This window comes from Arthrobacter sp. Y3225116 (assembly GCF_059091245.1).
The window spans coordinates 1-19,652 of sequence record NZ_JBNHGL010000043.1; the positions used below are offsets into that span (position 1 = coordinate 1).

At 64.8% G+C, this 19,652-nt stretch carries 17 protein-coding genes, 2 tRNA genes and 2 pseudogenes; 4 read left to right on the forward strand and 17 right to left on the reverse strand.

Annotated features, from left to right (window positions below; all coding sequences use genetic code 11):
- Positions 1-243, forward strand: a 243-nt coding sequence (locus AC5RV2_RS06645) for a hypothetical protein (RefSeq protein ID WP_494091712.1), incomplete at its 5' end; no start/stop codon positions are given.
- A 52-nt stretch (positions 244-295) separates the two neighbouring features.
- Here AC5RV2_RS06645 and AC5RV2_RS06650 read toward each other — a convergent pair.
- From AC5RV2_RS06650 to AC5RV2_RS06675, 6 genes are all read right to left on the reverse strand, one after another.
- Complete coding sequence (locus tag AC5RV2_RS06650; RefSeq protein WP_494091713.1) at positions 296-1,915, reverse strand: ABC transporter permease; 1,620 nt, start codon at positions 1,913-1,915, stop codon at positions 296-298.
- Positions 1,915-2,868 carry an ABC transporter ATP-binding protein gene (locus AC5RV2_RS06655; RefSeq protein ID WP_494091714.1) on the reverse strand — a complete coding sequence of 318 codons (954 nt, stop codon included), beginning with the start codon at positions 2,866-2,868 and terminating at the stop codon, positions 1,915-1,917. Before AC5RV2_RS06655 ends, AC5RV2_RS06650 begins: the two co-directional genes overlap by 1 nt.
- Positions 2,869-3,091: 223 nt before the next feature.
- Positions 3,092-4,417, reverse strand: a complete 1,326-nt coding sequence (locus tag AC5RV2_RS06660) for a glycosyltransferase (RefSeq protein WP_494091724.1) — start codon at positions 4,415-4,417, stop codon at positions 3,092-3,094.
- A gap of 332 nt (positions 4,418-4,749) precedes the next feature.
- Positions 4,750-5,493, reverse strand: coding sequence for a VIT1/CCC1 transporter family protein (locus tag AC5RV2_RS06665; protein WP_494091715.1), 744 nt, complete (start codon positions 5,491-5,493; stop codon positions 4,750-4,752).
- Positions 5,494-5,633: 140 nt separating this feature from the next.
- Positions 5,634-6,329, reverse strand: coding sequence for a hypothetical protein (locus tag AC5RV2_RS06670; protein ID WP_494091716.1), 696 nt, complete (start codon positions 6,327-6,329; stop codon positions 5,634-5,636).
- A 163-nt stretch (positions 6,330-6,492) separates the two neighbouring features.
- A complete protein-coding gene (locus tag AC5RV2_RS06675; protein WP_494091717.1) occupies positions 6,493-6,762 on the reverse strand; it encodes a hypothetical protein in 270 nt (89 codons plus the stop codon).
- 395 nt (positions 6,763-7,157) lie between these two features.
- Here AC5RV2_RS06675 and AC5RV2_RS06680 point away from each other — a divergent pair.
- Positions 7,158-7,403 (forward strand): annotated as a pseudogene (locus tag AC5RV2_RS06680) (flavodoxin domain-containing protein); the annotation flags it as partial.
- A gap of 328 nt (positions 7,404-7,731) precedes the next feature.
- Positions 7,732-8,109, forward strand: coding sequence for a hypothetical protein (locus AC5RV2_RS06685; RefSeq protein ID WP_494091718.1), 378 nt, complete (start codon positions 7,732-7,734; stop codon positions 8,107-8,109).
- Between the two features lie 448 nt (positions 8,110-8,557).
- Here the strand turns inward: AC5RV2_RS06685 and nrdF are convergent, their stop codons facing one another.
- The 4 genes from nrdF to nrdH all read right to left on the reverse strand — a co-directional run bounded on the left by nrdF (position 8,558) and on the right by nrdH (position 12,597).
- Positions 8,558-9,535, reverse strand: a complete 978-nt coding sequence (nrdF, locus tag AC5RV2_RS06690) for a class 1b ribonucleoside-diphosphate reductase subunit beta (protein ID WP_494091719.1) — start codon at positions 9,533-9,535, stop codon at positions 8,558-8,560.
- A gap of 167 nt (positions 9,536-9,702) precedes the next feature.
- Positions 9,703-11,823 (reverse strand): class 1b ribonucleoside-diphosphate reductase subunit alpha, encoded by a 2,121-nt coding sequence (gene nrdE, locus AC5RV2_RS06695; protein ID WP_493977561.1) that lies wholly within the window; start codon positions 11,821-11,823, stop codon positions 9,703-9,705.
- A gap of 17 nt (positions 11,824-11,840) precedes the next feature.
- Positions 11,841-12,308 (reverse strand): class Ib ribonucleoside-diphosphate reductase assembly flavoprotein NrdI, encoded by a 468-nt coding sequence (gene nrdI / locus AC5RV2_RS06700; protein ID WP_494069191.1) that lies wholly within the window; start codon positions 12,306-12,308, stop codon positions 11,841-11,843.
- A 46-nt stretch (positions 12,309-12,354) separates the two neighbouring features.
- Positions 12,355-12,597: a glutaredoxin-like protein NrdH gene (nrdH, locus tag AC5RV2_RS06705; RefSeq protein WP_127513743.1), complete on the reverse strand. Its 243-nt coding sequence runs from the start codon at positions 12,595-12,597 to the stop codon at positions 12,355-12,357.
- A gap of 631 nt (positions 12,598-13,228) precedes the next feature.
- On the opposite strand from nrdH, the gene AC5RV2_RS06710 reads away from it, so the two are divergent.
- Positions 13,229-14,152: a LysR family transcriptional regulator gene (locus AC5RV2_RS06710; protein ID WP_494091720.1), complete on the forward strand. Its 924-nt coding sequence runs from the start codon at positions 13,229-13,231 to the stop codon at positions 14,150-14,152.
- 93 nt (positions 14,153-14,245) lie between these two features.
- Here AC5RV2_RS06710 and AC5RV2_RS06715 read toward each other — a convergent pair whose 3' ends face one another.
- The 7 genes and pseudogenes from AC5RV2_RS06715 to AC5RV2_RS06745 form a co-directional block, all read right to left on the reverse strand.
- Positions 14,246-15,154 (reverse strand): glycine betaine ABC transporter substrate-binding protein, encoded by a 909-nt coding sequence (locus tag AC5RV2_RS06715; RefSeq protein WP_494091721.1) that lies wholly within the window; start codon positions 15,152-15,154, stop codon positions 14,246-14,248.
- 55 nt (positions 15,155-15,209) lie between these two features.
- Positions 15,210-16,100: an ABC transporter permease gene (locus AC5RV2_RS06720; RefSeq protein WP_494091722.1), complete on the reverse strand. Its 891-nt coding sequence runs from the start codon at positions 16,098-16,100 to the stop codon at positions 15,210-15,212.
- Entirely contained in the window at positions 16,097-17,386 is a 1,290-nt protein-coding gene (locus tag AC5RV2_RS06725) for a quaternary amine ABC transporter ATP-binding protein (protein WP_494091723.1), read from the reverse strand. Before AC5RV2_RS06725 ends, AC5RV2_RS06720 begins: the two co-directional genes overlap by 4 nt.
- Before the next feature lie 597 nt (positions 17,387-17,983).
- A tRNA-Ala gene (locus AC5RV2_RS06730) sits at positions 17,984-18,056 on the reverse strand.
- A gap of 71 nt (positions 18,057-18,127) precedes the next feature.
- Positions 18,128-18,200, reverse strand: a tRNA-Ala gene (locus AC5RV2_RS06735).
- Positions 18,201-18,345: 145 nt separating this feature from the next.
- Positions 18,346-18,732 (reverse strand): ribosome silencing factor, encoded by a 387-nt coding sequence (rsfS, locus tag AC5RV2_RS06740; protein ID WP_493977459.1) that lies wholly within the window; start codon positions 18,730-18,732, stop codon positions 18,346-18,348.
- A gap of 40 nt (positions 18,733-18,772) precedes the next feature.
- Positions 18,773-19,652, reverse strand: a pseudogene (locus AC5RV2_RS06745) (hypothetical protein); the annotation flags it as partial.

Here is a 19,652-nt window from a genome sequence, read left to right on the forward strand (position 1 = left end):
GGCTGGGGAAACTCACGCCCATCGAATATGAAACAATCAACCGGTCCGCACTCACCGCGGCCTAAAACCCCGAGTCAACAAAAGCCGGGGCAGTCCCAAGCACCCGCCGATGCGGTGGACGGCGAACTGTTCTTCGCCTCATCCAACGACCTCTACACCCAGTGCAGATACGCACTGGACCCGGAACACGTGATCATCTGCATGCACGTCTCCCACCTTTGGCGGCAATGTGGGGGAACATGAGTCCGTGGCCCCGGTTGCAAATATCAGGTCTTTCACGGCTTGCACTGCCTTGTCATGCCGTCACGTCTCTTTCCCTGATCAGGCGGCCGGCGGCTGTGGCGAGAGTAACGGCGATGGCTGCCATCAGCAGAGCTCCTTCTGGGTTGAAGGCCTCAACGGGCATGGCTGACGAATGCCTGAACGGGCTCAGGTCCTGAAGCCACACGGGCAGGCTGAGCAGCTCCCCGAATTGCCCCACCACAAGTGCGGCGGCCAAGGCGCCCCAGCCGATTGGGCTGCTCCAGCGGGGTGCGAGTGCGAACACCAGCACGGTCAGGGCGGGGAAGACGAGTGCCGCGGGTATGTGGGCCAGAGCGGCGGCAAAGACTGTGCCGGGTCTGCTGCCCCCTGCCTGTGCCAGGGCGAGTACGACGGCGGCGGAGGCTCCCGAGGCAACGGCGACTGCTGCTGTCGATATTGCCGCGACGACGAGGGCGCTGCCCATCCAGCGGAATCGCGACGCCGGCACGGACAACAGCAGTTCGGCCCGGCCTTCCGCCTCTTCCGCCCGGAGCCGCAGCACCGCTTCGATCCCGGCGGCTGCAGCCAGAATCCCGGCGATGCCCAGCATGGCCGTAGTAAACAGGTCAACCAGGCCCGTGTCGCCGGGAACGATACGGCTCATCAGTTCCGCCAATGAGGGGTTTCCTTCGAGTGCGTCGCGGACCACCGGGCCCAGGCCGCCGGCCACGGCCCCCAGGGCAGCTGTGGTGAAGCACCAGCTGACCATGCTTCCGCGCTGCAACCGCCATGCCAGGCCCATCATCGACGCCAGACCGGCTCCAGCCCGTTCGGCGCCCGACTCCTTCGCCGCGATGTAGCTGGTGCCCAGATCCCTGCCGTTGCGGAGTGCCACGGCAACACCTGTGAGGACCACGGCGCCTGCCCCGATGACCAGCAACGGCAACGTATCCGTCTCGGTGAAGGGCCGGATGCGCTGGCCCCAGCCGATGGGTGAGAACAGGGAGGGCCAAGCGGCGGTGACGTGCTGCAGTGATGGGTCGGCTGTTCCCAGGGCATCGCCGGCAGCGCGGACCAGGTAGGCGCCGCCCACCAGGGCCGCGGCTGTGCCGTTGGCGCTCCGGCCGGAGGGCATAACCTGGGCCAGCAGCGCCGCGACCGCCATGAAGAACACGCCCACGGCGCCTACAGCTGCTCCCGCCAGGAACGATCCTTCGACCGGGAGGCCGGCACCGATGAATCCCGCGGCAACGGCCAGGGCAAGGACCCCGTTTGCGCAGGTACCAAGGAGCAGGGTTCCGTACAGGGACGTCACCCGGGTTACCTGGGTGGAACCGACCAGCTCAAACCGGCCCTGGTCCTCGTCCGCGCGGGTGTGTCTGACCACCAGGAATGCGCTCATCAGCCCGGCCAGCACCGCCGTGAAGGAATAGCCCTGGAAGAAGGTGACGGCCCCGGAACTGATGCCGTCGGGCAGGCCCCGGAGGAACAGGAACGCCGGGCTGGCGGCCGCGACGGAAATCAGTGCTGCCCGATCCGTCTCTTCGGCAAACTGTGTGGTGACGGCGGTGGCAGCCGCGTACCCCAGACCGGCCATGCCCAGTATCCAGGCGGCCAGGGTTCCGCGGTCTCTGCGTGCCTGAAGCAGGGCCAGCCGGAGAACGGCGCGCATCACAGCACCTGGTTGTTCTGGCTCTTGTGGCCCGCTTGGCCGGCAGCCTGCCCCGCATCTTGCACGCCGTAGTGACGCATGAACAGCTCCTCCAGGGAAGGAGGCGCGGCCGTGATTCCCGTAATGCCTGCAGTGGCCAAAGCATGCAGGATGTGGCCCAGGTCCGCTGGATCGGCGTCGAACTCCATGGATGTCCCGTTAACGCGAAGGTCGTGGATTCCCCGCCACGTGGACAGCGCATCAGGCGACTCGGCCGACGTGATCCGGAAGCGGGTGCGGGTGAGGTGCCGGAGCTCGGCCAGGGTCCCCGATTCCACGGCCACGCCGGACCGGATGATGGTCACCCGGTCGCAGAGCTGTTCCACCTCGGCCAGGATGTGGCTGGACAGCAGCACAGTGGCACCGTCCGCGGTGACCCGGCGGACCTGGCAGCGGAACACCGCGTCCATCACCGGGTCAAGGCCCGAGCTTGGTTCGTCCAGCAGGTAGAGCCTGGCGGGGCGGGAAAAGGCCGCGATCAGGGCCGCCTTCTGCCGGTTACCCCTGGAGTAGGTCCGAGCCTTCTTCCGGGGATCGAAGTCGAACTCGTCAATGAGCTGCCGTCGCAGGTTTTCATCCGCGCCGCCGCGCAGCCCGGCGAGCAGGTCGATAATCTCTCCGCCGGTCAGGTTGGGCCAGAGCGTCACGTCGCCGGGGACATAGGCGACATCCCGGTGTGCCCGCACCGGTTCAGCCCACGGATCGATGCCGAATACTCGGGCCGTTCCCGACGTTGGCCGGATCAGTCCGAGGAGGATCCGAAGGGTGGTGGACTTCCCGGCCCCGTTGGGCCCCAGGAATCCGTGGACCTCGCCCGGCCGAACCGACAGGTCCAGGCCCGCAAGCGCGGCGGTATGCCCAAAGTTCTTCACAAGTCGGGTCGTGGAAATGACGGGAGATGAGTCTGAATGCATGACGGGATCCATTCCTTGGTCGCAGCTCACACGTCAAGGCGGTTGCCTTGGCATGCCGCAAGCGTTCCCGCATGCGGGCCGACCAGGCTTCCCGGCTCTCCAAAGCACATACTACAAGCGGCATGGAAGGGGGGAAAGAGGCTGATGTCAGGGGCAGCAGCCTGTCCTTGCCGCGAGCCCTCCGTGGTGCAACGCGAGACACCTGTTGCTGTCATCCGTTGGTCTATTCGTCCGCGGGAGTACCCATGATCTGCTCCAGGGCGTGCACACCGGCGGCGAGACCGTTTTCGGCGCGGACGGCGGCTCCCACCCCGCTGGCGCGGAACGCGTAAGAGCCGGTGTGGACGAGCTCGCCGAGACGGTCGGTCAGGCCCCTGCGGAGATGCCTGGCCGGTAGCGGAGCGGGCCCGACGCCGAGCGCATGGACCCGCATGCCCCAGAATGGTTGGTCCCCAAGAAACGGGACGACCAGTGTCGGCCTACCGGCCCGTATGCCAGCCGCCGTCGAGCCCGCACCTCCGTGGTGCACGACTGCGGCAACACGCGGGAAGAGCCATTCGTGGGGCGCGCCCTCCAGGACCAGGACATCGTCGTTCCCTGGCTCGCCGGGCGCGATGCCGCCCCACCCGGTCGCGACGATTCCGCGTAGGCCATTAACCCGCAGCGCGTCCAGGACCGCGTCCCTGCGCTCCGTCGCTCCCTTGCCGAAGCCCATGGAGCCGAACCCTACATAGACCGGAGGCTCGCCCGTCGCGAGGAAGTCCACCAGTTGCGCGGGCGGATCCCAGCCGTCGTCGCCCTGTTCCAGAAACCAGTAGCCGGTGACGTGGGCCGAAGGCGGATAGTCACCCGGGACAGGCACAACGTGCCTGCTGTACGGGTACAGGACGTGGACCGGGCTGCCGTCCGGGTTCCTGAGCGGATCGGCGAGACGGCGGATGCGACCCAGACCGACCTCGCGCCGGAAGTCGTTGATCATGCCACCGTACAAGGCTCCAGTCATCCGGCGGAGCCCGTAGGACGCACGGTTTCCGAACGCCCCGAAGGAGGCGCCGCCAAAGATCGGCATGGCGTGAGCACCTGTCGGGGTAAGAAACGGCAACGGGAGGGAAAGCACTCCGGGAACCCCCAGTGCTTCGGCAATGTGTGGCCCGGCAAGACACTTGGGGTGGTACACGACGACGTCGGGGCGCGCGGCCTGCGCGGCAGCCCAGCACTCCGCGTTGAGCTCGCGCATCGCGGACGTCATGATCCCGAGTGTTCGCAACGCATCCCGGGGACCGCTCAGGTCCGGCAGGATCTCTTGAAGAAGGCGCAGCATCGTTGAGCCGGCGGGATGGTGTGTGACAGTTCCGGGGCCAGCGTCTGGCACCAGATCTGCGAATCCTGCAGGGACGGCCAGGGTGACGTCATGCCCCGCTCGGGCAAGCGCACCGGTGAGGGCGGCGTAGGGCTGAATGTCGCCGCGGGTCCCGAACGACATGACCAAAACATGCAAGACAGGCTCCTCAGGACCGATCTTCTCGGCCGCCCAAAGGCGGGGCGACATCGCCGCCGACCAGGCTTCCCGGCACACCACTTGGGATGCTACACCTTCAATTGCATGGCTTGGGCATAGGCGTGCGTCCCGGTTGGAACAAGGCCAACGAACTGGTCCATGTCCTGAAGCGCCTTCCCCCGGGACCAGGGTGGGCGGGGTGCGCAACTTGTAGCAGTGCAACAGGTCGGCATCGGCCAGGATTTTCAGGTGATGGGACACGTCGGCCGGCCAAGCCTGGCATCGCTGGGCCACCCACGCGTCTGTGTCCGGCGGGTTCTTGGCTACGCTTCGGTGCTTTCCTGCCCATTCCCAGCAATTCCATGCTCTCAATTACCAGGAGGCTAGACGACGCCGGTGGCGCCCAGCCAGGTGCCCATCACGAACGTCGCCATCAGCGCCAGCATGCCACCGACCACTACGCGGGCTATTGCCGGCAGGATCCGGGCGCCGCCAAGAAAAGCGCCTAGTCCGCCGGTTCCGGCGAGAGCTAACAGCGTTGCGGCGAAAGCGATGGGCACACGCATTCCTTCCGGCGGGAGCAGGATCGCCAAGGCCGGCAGCGCCGCGCCGGCGATGAAGGCTACAAAGGACGCGAAGGCCGCATGCCAGGGACTGACGACTTCATGCTGGTCTATGCCGAGTTCTGCCCCAAGGTGCGCCCCGAGCGCATCGTGCTCGGACAACTCCCGGGCGACCTGCCGCGCGGTGGCCGGGCTGACCCCCTTGGCCTCGTAGAGTCCGGCAAGCTCTTCCAATTCCTCCTTTGGCATTGTGTTCAGTTCCCAGCTTTCCTTGGCAATCAGCGCCTTCTGACTATCGCTGGAACTGGAAACCGACACGTACTCCCCCAAGGCCATGGAAACCGCGCCGCCGATCACCGCGGCCGAGGTCGCTGTGAGCAGGGTGCCGTAGTCCGTGGTGGCGCCGGCCACGCCAACCACGATCGCGGCGACCGACACAATCCCGTCGTTGGCGCCGAGCACACCGGCACGCAGCCAGTTCAGCCTGGTCGCGATGCCCGTGCCGTGCGGCTCGTCCTTGTGTCGGCTGCTTCCTGCCGACGAAAAATCAGGATGTCTGGCCATGATTCCTAGGAAAGCAGCATTTTTCGGCTGCTTCCAGTAAGGAAAACAAACCCTATGCAGAATGAAGACGAGGGCTCCGGTTCACCCTGCTGGAACCCTGCCTGTTGGATTCGCGGTTCCCCTGAAGCGTGCTTCGGCACCTATGTTCGACTGCTAATCGGCTTCGAGCGCAGCGTTACGAGGTGCAGGAATCCGAGGACCAGGAACAGCATGGACAAGACAAGAGCTGGCCAGAACGCCTCCGGCGCAAGCGTGTCATTGAATAGCGGCTTCACCAGTTCGCCTACTGCCAGGGAGAAAATAAGGGTAAATCCGAGCACGTAGGCCGCCGGCAGAAGAAGCATCCCGATTCGCCTGGACCTATAGGTCAATACGGACAGGATAAGGAAGGCGGGCATGATGAAGCATAGGTCCAGGATGAAGATGGAGTAGAGGGAGTCAATCTGCTCGCCGCTTCGGATGAGCGGCAAGAGCATTCCGATCCATAGCGGGTAGAAAATGAGGGGCTGCAGGATGGCTCCGGAGGCCGATACCAGCCGCAGTGTTCGTGGGAGCGTCGGGTCGGGCAGGTCTTGGCGCAGGCACGCCCCGGCATAGATCAGGCCCCAGAACGCCAGCGCGAAGATCCCCATGTAGATGAGGTAAAGGTCGTTGTAGGTCCGCTCGATCACGTAGATTCCGTAGGCATAGAACAGGTATCCCAGCAGACCAAGCGCCACGATCTGCCGTTTGACCGCGTTGTCATCCACGGTGATGGCCAGCGACAACAGGCACAGCGCGGCAGCGGTTGAGAGCAGGTCCTGTGAGTAGGCTCCGGGAATCAGTTCGAAGCTCACTATCCCGTCGTAGACTGCCGGATGCCATAGCCCGACAAGTGAAGCTGCCAGCGTCATGGCGGCGGTAGCTGCCCAAAGAACCCGATGAAGGTTTGTATGAGTGAGCACGGCTGAACCTCTCAGAAGGGATGGTGGTCACACAGGCACCGTGCGCGGCTGGGCGTTACACAACGAGGGCCGAGGCGGTTGCGAGGTAGATCGTCACGGTCATGAGGTCTTGAATCACCGTAGCGAGCGGCCCGGAGCCGAAGGCCGGGTCAAGCGTAAGTACTTGAGTTGCTTCTCCGCTGAGGAAGGGCACGCTTTGCCACCCGGGCCAACCGTTCACCGCCGCGAGCAAGAGCGCGTTGACGGTTATTGCAGCCGTGTACCCGAGCCTTCTTTTGGTCGTGCCGGATTTGCCCGCAGGAATTCTTGGGCTTGATGCCGACATGGTCAACGTCCTCCTTCGGTCAGTGGAGTGATTAGAGGTCGATGTACCTTGAAAGTTGCCTCGCTGCAGCCCCTGTATCTTCCTCATACCTTCGCAAGCGACGGTTCGCCCACGAGACGGCGGCCCGGCGTCAGGCTAGTCGGCCTTGGTTGCTTGCCGAGGGGTAGGCCCAATGCGGCTAAAGCCGAAGCGGAACACTTTCCCGGATGAAATGGCTATCCAGTACCCAGGCTGAACGCATCCGTGGCCGCTGTCTCCGCTCGGAGTTTCTTGCCGAAGACAAGAATCCTTTCTCGCGGCCAAACCCTACCCAGAAAATAGCCGGTTGAGTAGCATGGTGGTCGACGTCTGGGTGCACGGGGAGCACATCGGAGGAGGGTGCCAAGTTGCGCGTCTTGGTCGCTTATGCAAGTTACCGAGGTTCTACTGCGGAAATTGCCCGTCGCATCTCCGAGGTTCTTCAGGATGAGGGTCTGATCGTGGAACTGCGGCCGATGCTCCAGACGGAAAATACTGCAGGCTATGACGCGGTGGTGCTGGGCAGTGCTATCCATCAGCAGGCGTGGTTGCCGGAGGCTGGCTCGTTCGTCCTTAGCCATGCCGACGAGTTGATTGCCAAGCCGGTGTGGCTGTTCAGTGTAGGGATGTCAGACGCTCTGCCTCGCCTGATCCGCAAGGCTGCGCGCAGGGGGCAGGACAGGCGTTTGGCCGGGGCGTTGCGTGACGTGACGCGTCCGCGCGGGCATGCCTTACCGCCGCCCAGGATGGGCTGCTGCTCACCGAAGACTCCTTCACGGTTGACCTCACCATCCTGGCGTTCTACCTGCTCGCGGCGGTTACGCTGCTGGTATTTTCCAGGGGCCGCCTCGGCCACGCGGACGGCGCCAACGACGTCGGCAGCTGGAAGAGGCGCCGGTGAGCGGCCGCGGTCCGCTGGGTCTCACGGCCGTGTCACATGGGACCTGCACCGTGCCTTGGCACCGGCCCGTCCGGGCCGCGTTGCTCACCAACCTGGCCAACCGGGTCCAGCCGCTAATCCGCTACGACCTCGGCGACAGGGTGCTATTCTCCCCCGACCCCTGCCGATGCGGCAGCCCGCTTCCAGCCCTGCGCGTGGAGGGGCGCACCAACGACACCCTCACCTTTCCGGCCGTCGACGGCGGTACCACGCATGTCTTGCCGCTGGCACTGGTCACCGTGGTCGAGGAGACTCCCGGCGTCCGGCGCTGCCAGATCATCCAGACCGCACCGGCGACGCTGCTGCTCCGCCTCGAGGCCGAACAGGACCAGAGCCCTTTAGTAGTGGAGGCGCTGTGGGCGGCGGTCACCGACCGGCTCCGAGGCTAGTTGCGCCAGCACCGGGTGGCCGATCCCACCGTGCTCCGGGCGGCTGAAAGTCCCCAACCAGATCCACGCAGCGGGAAGCTACGCCAGGTGTATACAGCGCTGTCCGCAACCGACGGATCCACCGCTTAGCGCCACCGCCGGTCTTTACGGCCAGGTGTCCCTCGTTCGCTACACCTTCAAAGGCTGCCGGTTACGTCGCCTCGGCGCGGCACTCGATGCCGCCCAGCCTCTCCCGTTGCATGACCGTGTCCCCGCTTCTGAAGGGATGCCCTTGCATTCGGCAGCCACCGACTCATCTGAGCATTGCTCAGATAGATCGGCCCTACACAACAAGAAAGGAACGACCTACCTGAGCGTTGCTCAGATAGGTCGTTCCTTTTACCCGGAGGCGGCCAGCTTGCTGGGATGGCCGGGATCCGCCAAGGAAGAAAGAGAGGAGGAGAAGAAGCTAGAAGTCCCAGTCCTCGTCTTCGGTGTTGACGGCCTTGCCGATCACGTAGGAGGAGCCGGAGCCGGAGAAGAAGTCGTGGTTCTCGTCCGCGTTGGGGCTCAGGGCGGAGAGGATGGCCGGGTTCACGTCGGTGACGGTGGACGGGAACATGGCCTCATAGCCCAGGTTCATCAGCGCCTTGTTGGCGTTGTAGTTGAGGAACTTCTTGACGTCCTCGGCCAGGCCCACGGCGTCGTAGAGGTCGTGGGTGTACTGCACCTCGTTCTCGTACAGCTCGTAGAGCAGCTCGAAGGTGTAGTCCTTCAGCTCCTGCTTGCGCGCCTCGGACTCCCCCTCGACGCCCTTCTGGAACTTGTAGCCGATGTAGTAACCGTGCACCGCCTCGTCACGGATGATGAGCCGAATCAGGTCCGCGGTGTTCGTCAGCTTGGCCCGTGAGGACCAGTACATCGGCAGGTAGAAGCCGGAGTAGAACAGGAAGGACTCCAGCAGCGTGGAGGCAACCTTGCGCTTAAGCGGGTCGTCGCCGTAGTAGTAGCCCTCGATGATCCGGGCCTTCTTCTGCAGGTTTTCGTTCTCGGTGGACCACCGGAAGGCCTCGTCGATCTCCTTGGTGGAGCACAGGGTGGAGAAGATCGAGGAGTAGCTCTTGGCATGCACCGACTCCATGAACGCGATGTTCGTGTAGACGGCCTCCTCGTGCGGCGTCAGGGCGTCCGGGATCAGCGACACCGCGCCCACGGTCCCCTGCAGGGTGTCCAGCAGGGTCAGGCCGGTGAAGACGCGCATGGTGAGCAGCTTTTCGTCTTCGGTCAACGTGCCCCAGGACTGCACATCGTTGGACAGCGGGACCTTCTCGGGCAGCCAGAAGTTGTTGCAAAGCCGGTTCCAGACCTCAACGTCCTTCTCGTCCTCGATCCGGTTCCAGTTGATCGCTTCCACGTGGTGCAGAAGCTTGACCTTCTCGGCTGACATCGCGTCCCCTTCTTCCCAAAGTCTGTCTTGTTCCATAGTGCCCGAATGCCGGCCGGGGTGCGGCCGGCTGGGGCCAGCGGGTGGTGGCCGGATGTCCGGCTTCCCGTCGGTGCCCGTACGACGGCGGGCGGGCACCCGCCGTCGTACTTTTCAGTTGTCCGGGCCTGCTACAGCATGCAGCTGACGCAGCCCTCTACCTCGGTCCCCTCCAGCGCGAGCTGGCGGAGGCGGATGTAGTAGATGGTCTTGATGCCCTTGCGCCAGGCGTAGATCTGCGCCTTGTTGATGTCGCGGGTGGTGGCGGTGTCCTTGAAGAACAGCGTCAGCGACAGGCCCTGGTCCACGTGCTGGGTGGCCGCGGCATAGGTGTCGATGATCTTCTCGTAGCCGATCTCGTACGCGTCCTGGTAGTACTCCAGGTTGTCGTTGGTCAGGTACGGAGCCGGGTAGTACACGCGGCCCAGCTTGCCTTCCTTGCGGATCTCGATCTTGGAGGCCACGGGGTGGATCGAGGACGTGGAGTTGTTGATGTAGGAGATCGAACCGGTGGGCGGGACGGCCTGCAGGTTCTGGTTGTAGATCCCGTGCTCCATGACGGAGGCCTTCAGCTCCCGCCAGTCGGCCTGGGTGGGGATCTCCACATGCGCGAAGAGTTCCTTGACCCGGTCGGTCTGCGGCACCCATTCCTGCTCGGTGTACTTGTCGAAGAACTCGCCCGAGGCGTACTTGGACTTCTCAAAGCCGCCGAAGGTCTGGCGGTGTTCGATCGCAAGCTTGTTCGAGGCACGCAGCGCGTGGAACAGCACGGTGTAGAAGTAGATGTTGGTGAAGTCCAGGCCTTCCTCGGAACCGTAATGAACCCGCTCGCGGGCCAGGTAGCCGTGAAGGTTCATCTGGCCCAGGCCGATGGCGTGGGACTGCAGGTTGCCTTCGGCGATCGAGGGCACCGAGTTGATGTAGGACATGTCCGACACCGCGGTGAGCGCGCGGATCGCGGTCTCGATGGAGGTGCCGAAGTCCGGCGAGTCCATCGTCTTGGCGATGTTCATCGAGCCGAGGTTGCAGGAAATGTCCTTGCCGATCTCGGCGTAGGTGAGGTCCTCGTTGTACAGCGACGGCGAGGAAACCTGCAGGATCTCCGAGCAGAGGTTGGACATGATGATCTTGCCGTGGATCGGGTTGGCGCGGTTCACCGTGTCCTCGAACATGATGTACGGGTAACCCGATTCGAACTGGATCTCGGCCAGCGTCTGGAAGAACTCGCGGGCGCTGATCTTGGTCTTCTTGATCCGGCTGTCGTCGACCATTTCGTAGTACTTCTCCGAGACGGAGATGTCCGAGAACGGCACCCCGTAGACGCGCTCGACGTCGTACGGCGAGAACAGGTACATGTCCTCGTTCTTCTTGGCCAGGTCGAACGTGATGTCCGGGACGACAACGCCCAGCGAGAGCGTTTTGATCCGGATCTTCTCGTCGGCGTTCTCGCGCTTGGTGTCCAGGAAGCGGTAGATGTCCGGGTGGTGCGCATGCAGGTACACCGCGCCGGCACCCTGGCGGGCGCCGAGCTGGTTGGCGTAGGAGAAGCTGTCTTCGAGCAGCTTCATGACCGGGATGACGCCGGAGGACTGGTTCTCGATCTGCTTGATCGGCGCTCCGTGCTCGCGGATGTTGGTCAGCGACAGCGCGACGCCGCCGCCGCGCTTGGACAGCTGCAGGGCGGAGTTGATGCCGCGGGCGATCGACTCCATGTTGTCTTCGATGCGCAGCAGGAAGCAGGAGACCAGCTCGCCGCGCTGCTTCTTGCCGGCGTTCAGGAACGTGGGCGTGGCCGGCTGGAAGCGACCGTCTATGATCTCGTCCACCAGCCGGTTCGCCAGTTCCTCGTCGCCCCTGGCCAGGTGCAGGGCCACCATGCAGACACGGTCTTCGTAGCGCTCCAGGAAACGCTTGCCGTCGAACGTCTTGAGCGTGTAGGACGTGTAGAACTTGAACGCGCCCAGGAAGGTCTCGAACCGGAACTTCTTCTTGTAGGCCCGGTCGTAGAGCGACCGGACAAAGTTCATCGTGTACTGGTCGAGGGTCTCGCGCTCGTAGTAGTCGTTCTTGATCAGGTAGTCGAGTTTTTCTTCCAGGTCATGGAAGAACACCGTGTTGTTGTTAACGTGCTGCAGGAAGTACTGGCGCGCGGCTTCGCGGTCGGCTTCGAACTGGATCTTCCCATCCGGACCGTAAAGGTTCAGCATGGCGTTGAGTTCGTGGTAGCCCAGTCCCTTGAAGGCCGCCGGCAGTTCTGCCTTGGCGTCGGCTACGGCTGCGTGTGCAACTGTCGTTTCCAAAAGTGTTCCAATCCTTGCTTGACCCGGTCGACGTCCTCGGACGTGCCCATGAGTTCGAATCGATAGAGAAGCGGCACCTGGCACTTGGCGGCGATTTTCTCCGCCGCCAGGCAGTACGTTGTGCCGAAGTTCGTGTTGCCGGAGCCGATCACTCCGCGGAGCAGGCGCCGGTTCTCCTCAAGGTTGAGGAATTTGATGACCTGTGGCGGAATCGAATTCCGGCCGGATTCGCCGCCGTATGTCGGCAGTACCAGGACGAACGGCCGGAGCGCGTGCAGCGTCTCCTGCTGGGTGCGCAGCGGGATTCGTGCCGCCGCCAGCCCCAGCTTCTGCATAAAGCGGTCGGTGTAGCCGGAGGCGGAGGAGAAATAGATCAGGTCCGTATCGGCGGTCCCGTCGGTTGCCGGACCCGCCTCACGCCTGGCGGCCTCACTCATCAGCAGCTCGGTCATGGCGCTTGGTTCTGGTTCCGAACGAATCCGCTCAGGCTACCGAGGCAGCGGCCTGGGCCAGCTCCTCGATCTTGTCCGGGCGGAACCCGGACCAGTGGTCCTGCTCGGTGACGACGACGGGCGCCTGCATGTAACCAAGGGAACGGACACGCTCCAGCGCTTCCGGATCCTGGGACAGGTCAACGCTCTGGTAGGCGATGCCCTTCTTGTCCAGAGCCCGGTACGTGGCATTGCACTGCACGCATGCTGGCTTGGTGTAAACCGTTACAGTCATGGTCCTTCTCCCCTAATTCTCGGTACGGCGTTCTGCTGTGTTCTGGCTGTGCGGCTGTCCCTCAGTAGAACCCGCGCTCGCTGCCCGCCAGCGGTTCCAATACTACATCTAGTGGGCTCGGCCATTCGGAACCCCAAGATGATGTATTACAAGTATGTCATTCCATGCCCGCCTTCGTCCACAGCCCATGGGGATATTTTCTCCGGTTAAACAGTTGATATTCCGGCGTTTCCAGACCGCCGTCCACAGCCTGTGGATGGGCTGCCCACAACTTCGGAAAGTCTCGTGTCGCCGTTTCGTCGGCGTGTCGCTCCTAGTGCCGGGATCACTAGATGTTGTGGTCCCCGGCTTCCGTCGTTTCTCCTGTTGCGCTTCTGTGCCAGGACTCTAGCGGCCGCCTCAGACAATCGGCCCGGCCGCTTTAGCCGGCTCCACCCTCCGCGGTCTGATGGCCTCCATCAGGTGGCTGCCTCGGCAGCACGTCCGGGGTTCGAACCACTCACCCTCGCGTGCTTGCAGCACCCTTAACACAACGCTGTGGGAGGCCGCGGCATTCCTCCCGGTACGGCCCTGGGCGCCGCGGAGCCCAAGGTAGGCTTAGCACAAGGGTGAATAAGCCACAGGAGGGCTGATGGTCAACACGGTGCACCTGCGCACGCTGCTCGAAGTGACCCGGCGCGGGTCGTTTGCCGCGGCCGCAACCAACCTGGGCTATACGGCCTCGGCCGTTTCGCAGCAGATGTCCGCGCTGGAGCGCGAGACGGGCGCCAAGCTGTTCGAGCGGTCGGCGCGGAGCGTCCAGCCGACCGAGACGGCGATGGTGATGTCCCGGCACGCGGCCAAGGTCCTCACGGACATCGATGCGCTGCTGGCTGCCACCGCCCGCAGCCGGGACACCAGCACCCAGGAAGTCAGGCTGGGGATCTTTCCCAGCCTGGCCACCTACGTACTCCCCCGGTTGCTGCAGGCCCCCGGATGGCCGGGCCTGGGGATCAACCTCAAGGTTTCCGTCGCCGAGCCCGGCCAGACGATCCAGGGGTTGCGGGCCGGCGGCGGACTCGACGTTGCCCTGGTGTTCCAGGTGGGCCAGGGCGGGCTGGCGTGGCCCAACACGGTGAGCCGGCAATGGATCGGCGACGACAATTTCAGGGTGGTGCTGCCCGAATCGTGGGGCATCCGGCCCGGGGCTTCGGTGACGGCCTCCCAGTTGGCGGAGATGCCCTGGATCATGCACCATCCCGGCACGGCGGACGCCACCGTGATCGAGCGCCTCTTCGCCAGCTGCAACCTCCACCCGCGGGTGGTCGCCTACTGCGACGACTTCAACGCCAGCCTGGCCATGGCCGCCGCGGGCCTGGGCGCCGCGCTGGTGCCGGAACTGGCCATGCACGACGGGCCCGACGGCATCGTGGTGCTGGACGTGCCGGAAATCCGGCTGGCACGGAACATCTTTGCGCTGCTGATCAACGACCGGCAGAACGCGCAGCTGGGCCTGTTCATGGACCAGCTGTCGGTGATCCTGCGCGACATGAGCATCACGACCAGGCGCACCTGAGGGATTCGCCGGGGCAGGCGCCGCCGGTCCCCGCCGTGGGGCGGGACCCGGCGGCGCCTGCTGGCTGCTGCGGTCGGTTACGGTTGCGCTGACCTATCCGGCGGTGAGGCCGTCCACGTACTCCTGGTTTTCGCCGATCCACTGTTCCACGATCGGTCCGTAGTCGTCGGTGTCGGCCTCATTGAACATGGCGTTCTCGAGCGAGTACAGCGTTTCCGAATCCATCTTGAAGTCCTTCAGCCAGCCCGCCAGGGTCGGGAAGTCTTCTTCGAACGTGGTGCTGGCGTAGGTGTAGAGGCCTTCGGCCCCGCCCAGGGTGCCCTCGGGGTCTTCCAGATCCTTGATCGGGAAGGCGTCGTAGGCCCAGTGCGGACGCCACAGGGTGACCGCGACGTTTTCGCCGGCGTCGGTGGCCGACTTCAACTCGGAGAGCATCGCCGGGGTGGAGGAGGTCAGGTACTCCATGTCCTCCAGGCCGTAGGTCGGAATGACCTGCTCCTTGGTGGCCTCGGTCAGGCCCGCGCCGGGCTCGATGCCCACCAGGCGGTTGTCGAACAGGTCGGCGTTGGCCGCCAGTTCGTCGAGGGAATCGATCGGAGCGTCCTCGTTCACCGCGATGGTCAGCTTCGCTTCGTCGTTCCACTGGCCCAGTTCGGTGATATTGTCGCCGTACTTTTTCAGGTAGCTGGCGTGCGTGACCGGCAGCCAGGTATCCAGCGTCACGTCGTAGTCGTCGCTGGACAGGCCGGAGAAGACCGGTGCCGGGTCGGCGTATTCGAGCGTGACGTTGTAGCCCTTCTCCTCGAGGATGGTCTTCCACAGTTCGGACGCGGCGATGCCCTCGTCCCAGCCGTTGAACACCGCGATGGTCACGTCCTGCTGGTCCCCGTTGTCCAGGCCCCCGGTTGCGCCGCCACCCTCCGACCCGCCGCCGCTGCCGCAGGCTGTCAGTCCGAGTGCCGCGACGGCGGCTACCGCCGCCAGCTTGCTGTAGTGCTTCATGTTGTTCCTTTCGTTATGCCCCAGGGCACGTTGATTGGTCTTGTCGACGGCGCCGTCACGCACTCTGCAGGGTCCGCTTCGCCAGCCGGCCGGCGAGCCGCCGCTGTCCAGGCTGCGAGGCCTTGCCCACGCTGGCGGTCACGCGGTCCAGGAAGATCGCCAGGATGACCACGGCCAGCCCCGCCTCAAACCCGAGGCCGGCGTCGATCCGGTTCAGGCTGGCGACCACTTCGCCGCCCAGCCCGCCGGCACCGACCATGCCGGCGATGACCACCATGGACAGGGCCAGCATGATGACCTGGTTGATGCCGGCCATGATGGTGGGCATGGCCAGCGGCAGCTGGATCTTGCGCAGGATGCTGCCCGGGCTGGAGCCGAAGGCATAGCCGGCCTCCACCACTTCCTTGTCCACCCCGCGGATGCCCAGCTCGGTGAAACGCACGCCCGGCGCCATGGAGAAGATGATGGTGGCGATGATGCCGGGAACCACCCCCACGCGGAACATGACCAGGGCCGGAATCAGGTAAACCATGGCGGGCATGGTCTGCATGAAGTCCAGGATGGGCCGGATGATGGCGGAGGCGGTCGTGGAGCTGGCGGCGAGGATACCGGTCGGGACGCTGATGACCACCGCAACCACGGTGGCCACGATGACCAGCGCGAACGACTCCATGGCGTGCTCCCACTGGTTCACGCCGACGATCAGCAGGAAGCCGACCAGGGTGCCCAGCGCCAGCTTCCAGCCTTTGGCTGCATAGGCGATGGCGGCAAGAACGATAATGATCACCCAGCTGGGAGGCGTGATCAGCAGCCACTCCAGGCTGTCGTAGGCACCCAGGAACAAGGTGCGGACGAAGGCAAAGACTGCCGCGAAGGTCGCCAGCAGCCAATCGAGGCCAACGTCCACCCAGTCGCCCAGCGGGATCCGAAACTCGAGGTCCGTCATCGGGCTCCTCCTTGCTCAGAGGTCTTGTTGAGGGTCCGGGTGACTTCCTGTTCGGGGACGGGTGCCGGCTCGCTTTCCACGATCGGAATGCCGGTGGTGGCGGACGGCACGTTGCCCAGGGCGGCCAGCAGCGTCACCCGCGGGATGGCTCCCACCAACCGGCCCTCGTCGTCGACCACCGGCAGCGGCACGGGGCTTTCCACCGCCAGGCCGAACAGCTCCGACAGCGGGGTCTCGGCGCGGACCGGCCCGTTGCCGTTCTGCACGGCGGCCGTCAGGTCCTGCGCCCGCGATTCCACCAGGTTCATCACATCGCGGTCGCGCACCGTGCCGAAGAAGGTCCTGCGCCGGTCCACCACAAAGGCTGCGGAGGTCTGCAAGTCCCGCATGGTGCGCAGTGCGTTGCGCGGACCGCCGGAGAGATTGACGACGGCGCGGGCCGGCTCCATCACGGACCCTGCGGTCAGCACGCGGGTACGGTCCACGTCCTGGACGAACTGGGCCACGTAGTCGTTGGCGGGGTGGGTCAGGATGTCGTCGGGGGTGCCGATCTGCACGATGCGGCCATCACGCATCACCGCGATCCGGTCGCCGAGGAACATTGCCTCGTTCAGGTCGTGGGTGATGAACACGATCGTCTTGCCCAGTTCGGCCTGCAGCCCGACCAACTGTTCCTGCATCTCACGCCGGATCAGCGGGTCCAAGGCCGAGAACGCCTCATCCATCAGCAGGATGTCGGTTTCGGCACACAGCGCGCGGGCCAGGCCGACGCGCTGCTGCATGCCGCCGGACAGCTCGGACGGGAACTTGTCCCCCCAGCCGTCCAGGCCCACCAGCTTCAGCACCTTCTCGGCGCGCGACAGTCGTTCGGCCTTGCCGACGCCTTGGACTTCCAGGGCGTAGGCCGCGTTGTCCGCCACGGTGCGGTGCGGCATCAGCGCAAAGTGCTGGAAGACCATGGAGATTTTCTCTTGCCGGACCTTCCGCAGTTCCCTGTCGGAGATTTTGGAGATGTCCGTTCCGCGGACGACGACGTTCCCAGCGGTCTGCGGTTGCAGCCCGTTGAGGGTCCGGATCAGGGTCGATTTGCCGGAACCGGACAGCCCCATGACCACGAAGATCTCGCCGGCCCGGACATCAAACGACGCGTCGATCACCGCGGCCGTCCCCAGGGAGGACACTTCCTCGCGCGTCTTCCCGGCTTTGAGGCGCTTGACGGCCTCGGCAGGACGCTTGCCGAAGACCTTGTAGACACTCTGTACGCTCAGCGCAACTTGTTCGTTCACTCACGGCCCGTCTACGCTGCCGGGCCGCCAGGATCGCGCGGCTTTGCAGCGATTGGTGCTTGGTCCTGCGGACAACGGCCAGGCGTCGAACCTTTAGCCTCCGCTGCCGCGATCGCGGCGCAGAGGAAGACGGTCTCGCCAAGGCGATGGCGGGAAGTTACCCCCAACCGTCAGTTCGACATCCAGCACATTGCGACGGCTCCGCGCCGTCTGTCCCCAGGCTGATCGTTGACTGGTTGTTTCTTTCCCAACCGTAGCAACGGCCCGTTCGCCCTCAGCTGAATCCGCGCGGAGATCTGCCGCGAAAACGCACAAGCGCGGCGCTTTAACGTTGAATTACTGCGGGTTTCAAGGAGTTATGGCATCGTGACCACCGTCGGTCGAACAGGAGCGTTCTCCGCACGTCGGCGCGTGATGCGCAACAAGGGTTCGATCGCGTGTTCGCGTCGCGCTCGAGATAACGGGACGAGGGCCGCCGGTCGCCGGGGCGGGCGGCTGGGCACGGCGCTTGGCGGACACTAAGAAAGTTTTCCCGCCTGGCGGATACGAAAAGGTCCGGCGCAAACAGTTTGTTTGCGCCGGACCTTTTCTGATGGGTGGAGCTGAGGGGACTCGAACCCCTGACCCCCTGCATGCCATGCAGGTGCGCTACCAGCTGCGCCACAGCCCCTGGAATGGAATGATTCGCCGAACCGGCGTTATATTCCGCTGCGTGAATATCACCGATGGTGGTTCACGGAGTGGAGCTGAGGGGACTCGAACCCCTGACCCCCTGCATGCCATGCAGGTGCGCTACCAGCTGCGCCACAGCCCCGTTATCCTTGCGGATTCCGTGCCGCTTCCTTCGAAGCAACTTGAATATTCTATGCAGAGACCCGCACGGATTCCAAATCAGCGGGTGGTTCCGGGCGGCCGGCAGCCGGAGGATTGGTTCCGGCCGCCCGGGCCCGTCGGCCCGGCTACTCCGTGTCCGTCGACGCGGGCTTCGCGTCCAGTTGCAAGTCGATGAAGGGGCAATCCTTCCACAGCCGCTCCAAGGCGTAGAAGACGCGGTCTTCCTGATGCTGGACGTGGATGACCACGCCCGCGTAGTCGAGCAGCACCCAGCGCCCCTCGGACCGGCCTTCGCGGCGGACCGGGCGCAGGTCCTGCTTGTGCAGTTCCTCTTCGATGCCGTCGACGATGGCGTTGACCTGCCGCTCGGTGGGTGCCGAGGCGATGAGGAACACGTCAGTGATGGCCAGCCGTTCGCTGACGTCGATGGCGACGATGTCTTCGGCGATTTTGTCGCTGGCTGCCTTCGCGGCAGTGCGCGCGATGGCGATTGAGCTCTCGGGTGCGGTCATGTGTCTCCTTGGAATGTGAACCAGCGATTGAGCGGCGGCTTTAGCCGCCAAAGATACCGAGCATCATGGCAATCCCCGCCGCGAAGGCAGCGGCGCCAACCACCAGCGCACCACCGACCGCAAGCCTCACCCGACGGAGCCGGTCGAGCCCTGCCGTCCGGGCGTCGAGGGGATCCAGCCCGTAGGCACTGCTGGCCTTGAGCGGATGGATGGTGGCACCGCGCCCTTCGGCCAGTGCTTCGGCCTGGGCCAGGATCTTCGATCGCGGCGGCGCCGATGCGGCCGTGTCCACCGGTGCCGGAGCCGATTTCCGGTCCTGCCCTGCAGGTTTCCCTGATCCCGCCGGCACAGCTTGCGTCGCCGCCGGTGGTTGCGGCTTGACCGTTTCCGGTGCCGGCTTCCGGCGGACGGGAGCCTGCTGCCGGCCGGAGGGTGCCTGCGCCGGAGTACGCTTCGCCGGAGTGGGCGGCGCCTGGGCCGAAGCCGGCGTCGTCACCACCGGAACGTAGGACGTCGATGACGGCCGGAGCTCGTGCCGGTCGGTTCCCGGGACGGCCACGAATTCCATCGGTGCGGAGGCAATGTCCGCCGCCGGCCGCTCCATGGCCGTGTGCCGGCGCTGTTCGTTCTCGTCGCTGAGCCGCTTCTTGTCCGCGGCCCTGCGGTTCAGGACGGCGGCACGCTCGGCAAGGGCCTTTTGCTGGGCCAGCAGTTCCAGGTCCACGTCATGCGGGTCCTGCTCCTGCCGGGACTCCATCATGGCCACCATGTTCTTCGCCTGGCCCATCAGCAGATCGCGGGCGGCCAGCGCCTGCTCAACGGTCATCTCGCCGGCGTCGACGGCCTCGCGCCCGGCCTCCGAAAGGGGCTTGTCCGGCGCGGCGGCCGGAGGCTGGACAGGATGGCGGCCGGTATCCCCG

What these genes read in the sequence shown, in the direction of transcription:
- AC5RV2_RS06650 (WP_494091713.1), bottom strand. Translation starts at nt 1,915, where the DNA reads ATGCGCGCCGTTCTCCGGCTGGCCCTGCTTCAGGCACGCAGAGACCGC.
- AC5RV2_RS06655 (WP_494091714.1), bottom strand. Translation starts at nt 2,868, where the DNA reads ATGCATTCAGACTCATCTCCCGTCATTTCCACGACCCGACTTGTGAAG.
- AC5RV2_RS06660 (WP_494091724.1), bottom strand. Translation starts at nt 4,417, where the DNA reads ATGTCGCCCCGCCTTTGGGCGGCCGAGAAGATCGGTCCTGAGGAGCCT.
- AC5RV2_RS06665 (WP_494091715.1), bottom strand. Translation starts at nt 5,493, where the DNA reads ATGGCCAGACATCCTGATTTTTCGTCGGCAGGAAGCAGCCGACACAAG.
- AC5RV2_RS06675 (WP_494091717.1), bottom strand. Translation starts at nt 6,762, where the DNA reads ATGTCGGCATCAAGCCCAAGAATTCCTGCGGGCAAATCCGGCACGACC.
- nrdF (WP_494091719.1), bottom strand. Translation starts at nt 9,535, where the DNA reads ATGTCAGCCGAGAAGGTCAAGCTTCTGCACCACGTGGAAGCGATCAAC.
- nrdI (WP_494069191.1), bottom strand. Translation starts at nt 12,308, where the DNA reads ATGAGTGAGGCCGCCAGGCGTGAGGCGGGTCCGGCAACCGACGGGACC.
- nrdH (WP_127513743.1), bottom strand. Translation starts at nt 12,597, where the DNA reads ATGACTGTAACGGTTTACACCAAGCCAGCATGCGTGCAGTGCAATGCC.
- AC5RV2_RS06710 (WP_494091720.1), top strand. Translation starts at nt 13,229, where the DNA reads ATGGTCAACACGGTGCACCTGCGCACGCTGCTCGAAGTGACCCGGCGC.
- AC5RV2_RS06715 (WP_494091721.1), bottom strand. Translation starts at nt 15,154, where the DNA reads ATGAAGCACTACAGCAAGCTGGCGGCGGTAGCCGCCGTCGCGGCACTC.
- AC5RV2_RS06720 (WP_494091722.1), bottom strand. Translation starts at nt 16,100, where the DNA reads ATGACGGACCTCGAGTTTCGGATCCCGCTGGGCGACTGGGTGGACGTT.
- rsfS (WP_493977459.1), bottom strand. Translation starts at nt 18,732, where the DNA reads ATGACCGCACCCGAGAGCTCAATCGCCATCGCGCGCACTGCCGCGAAG.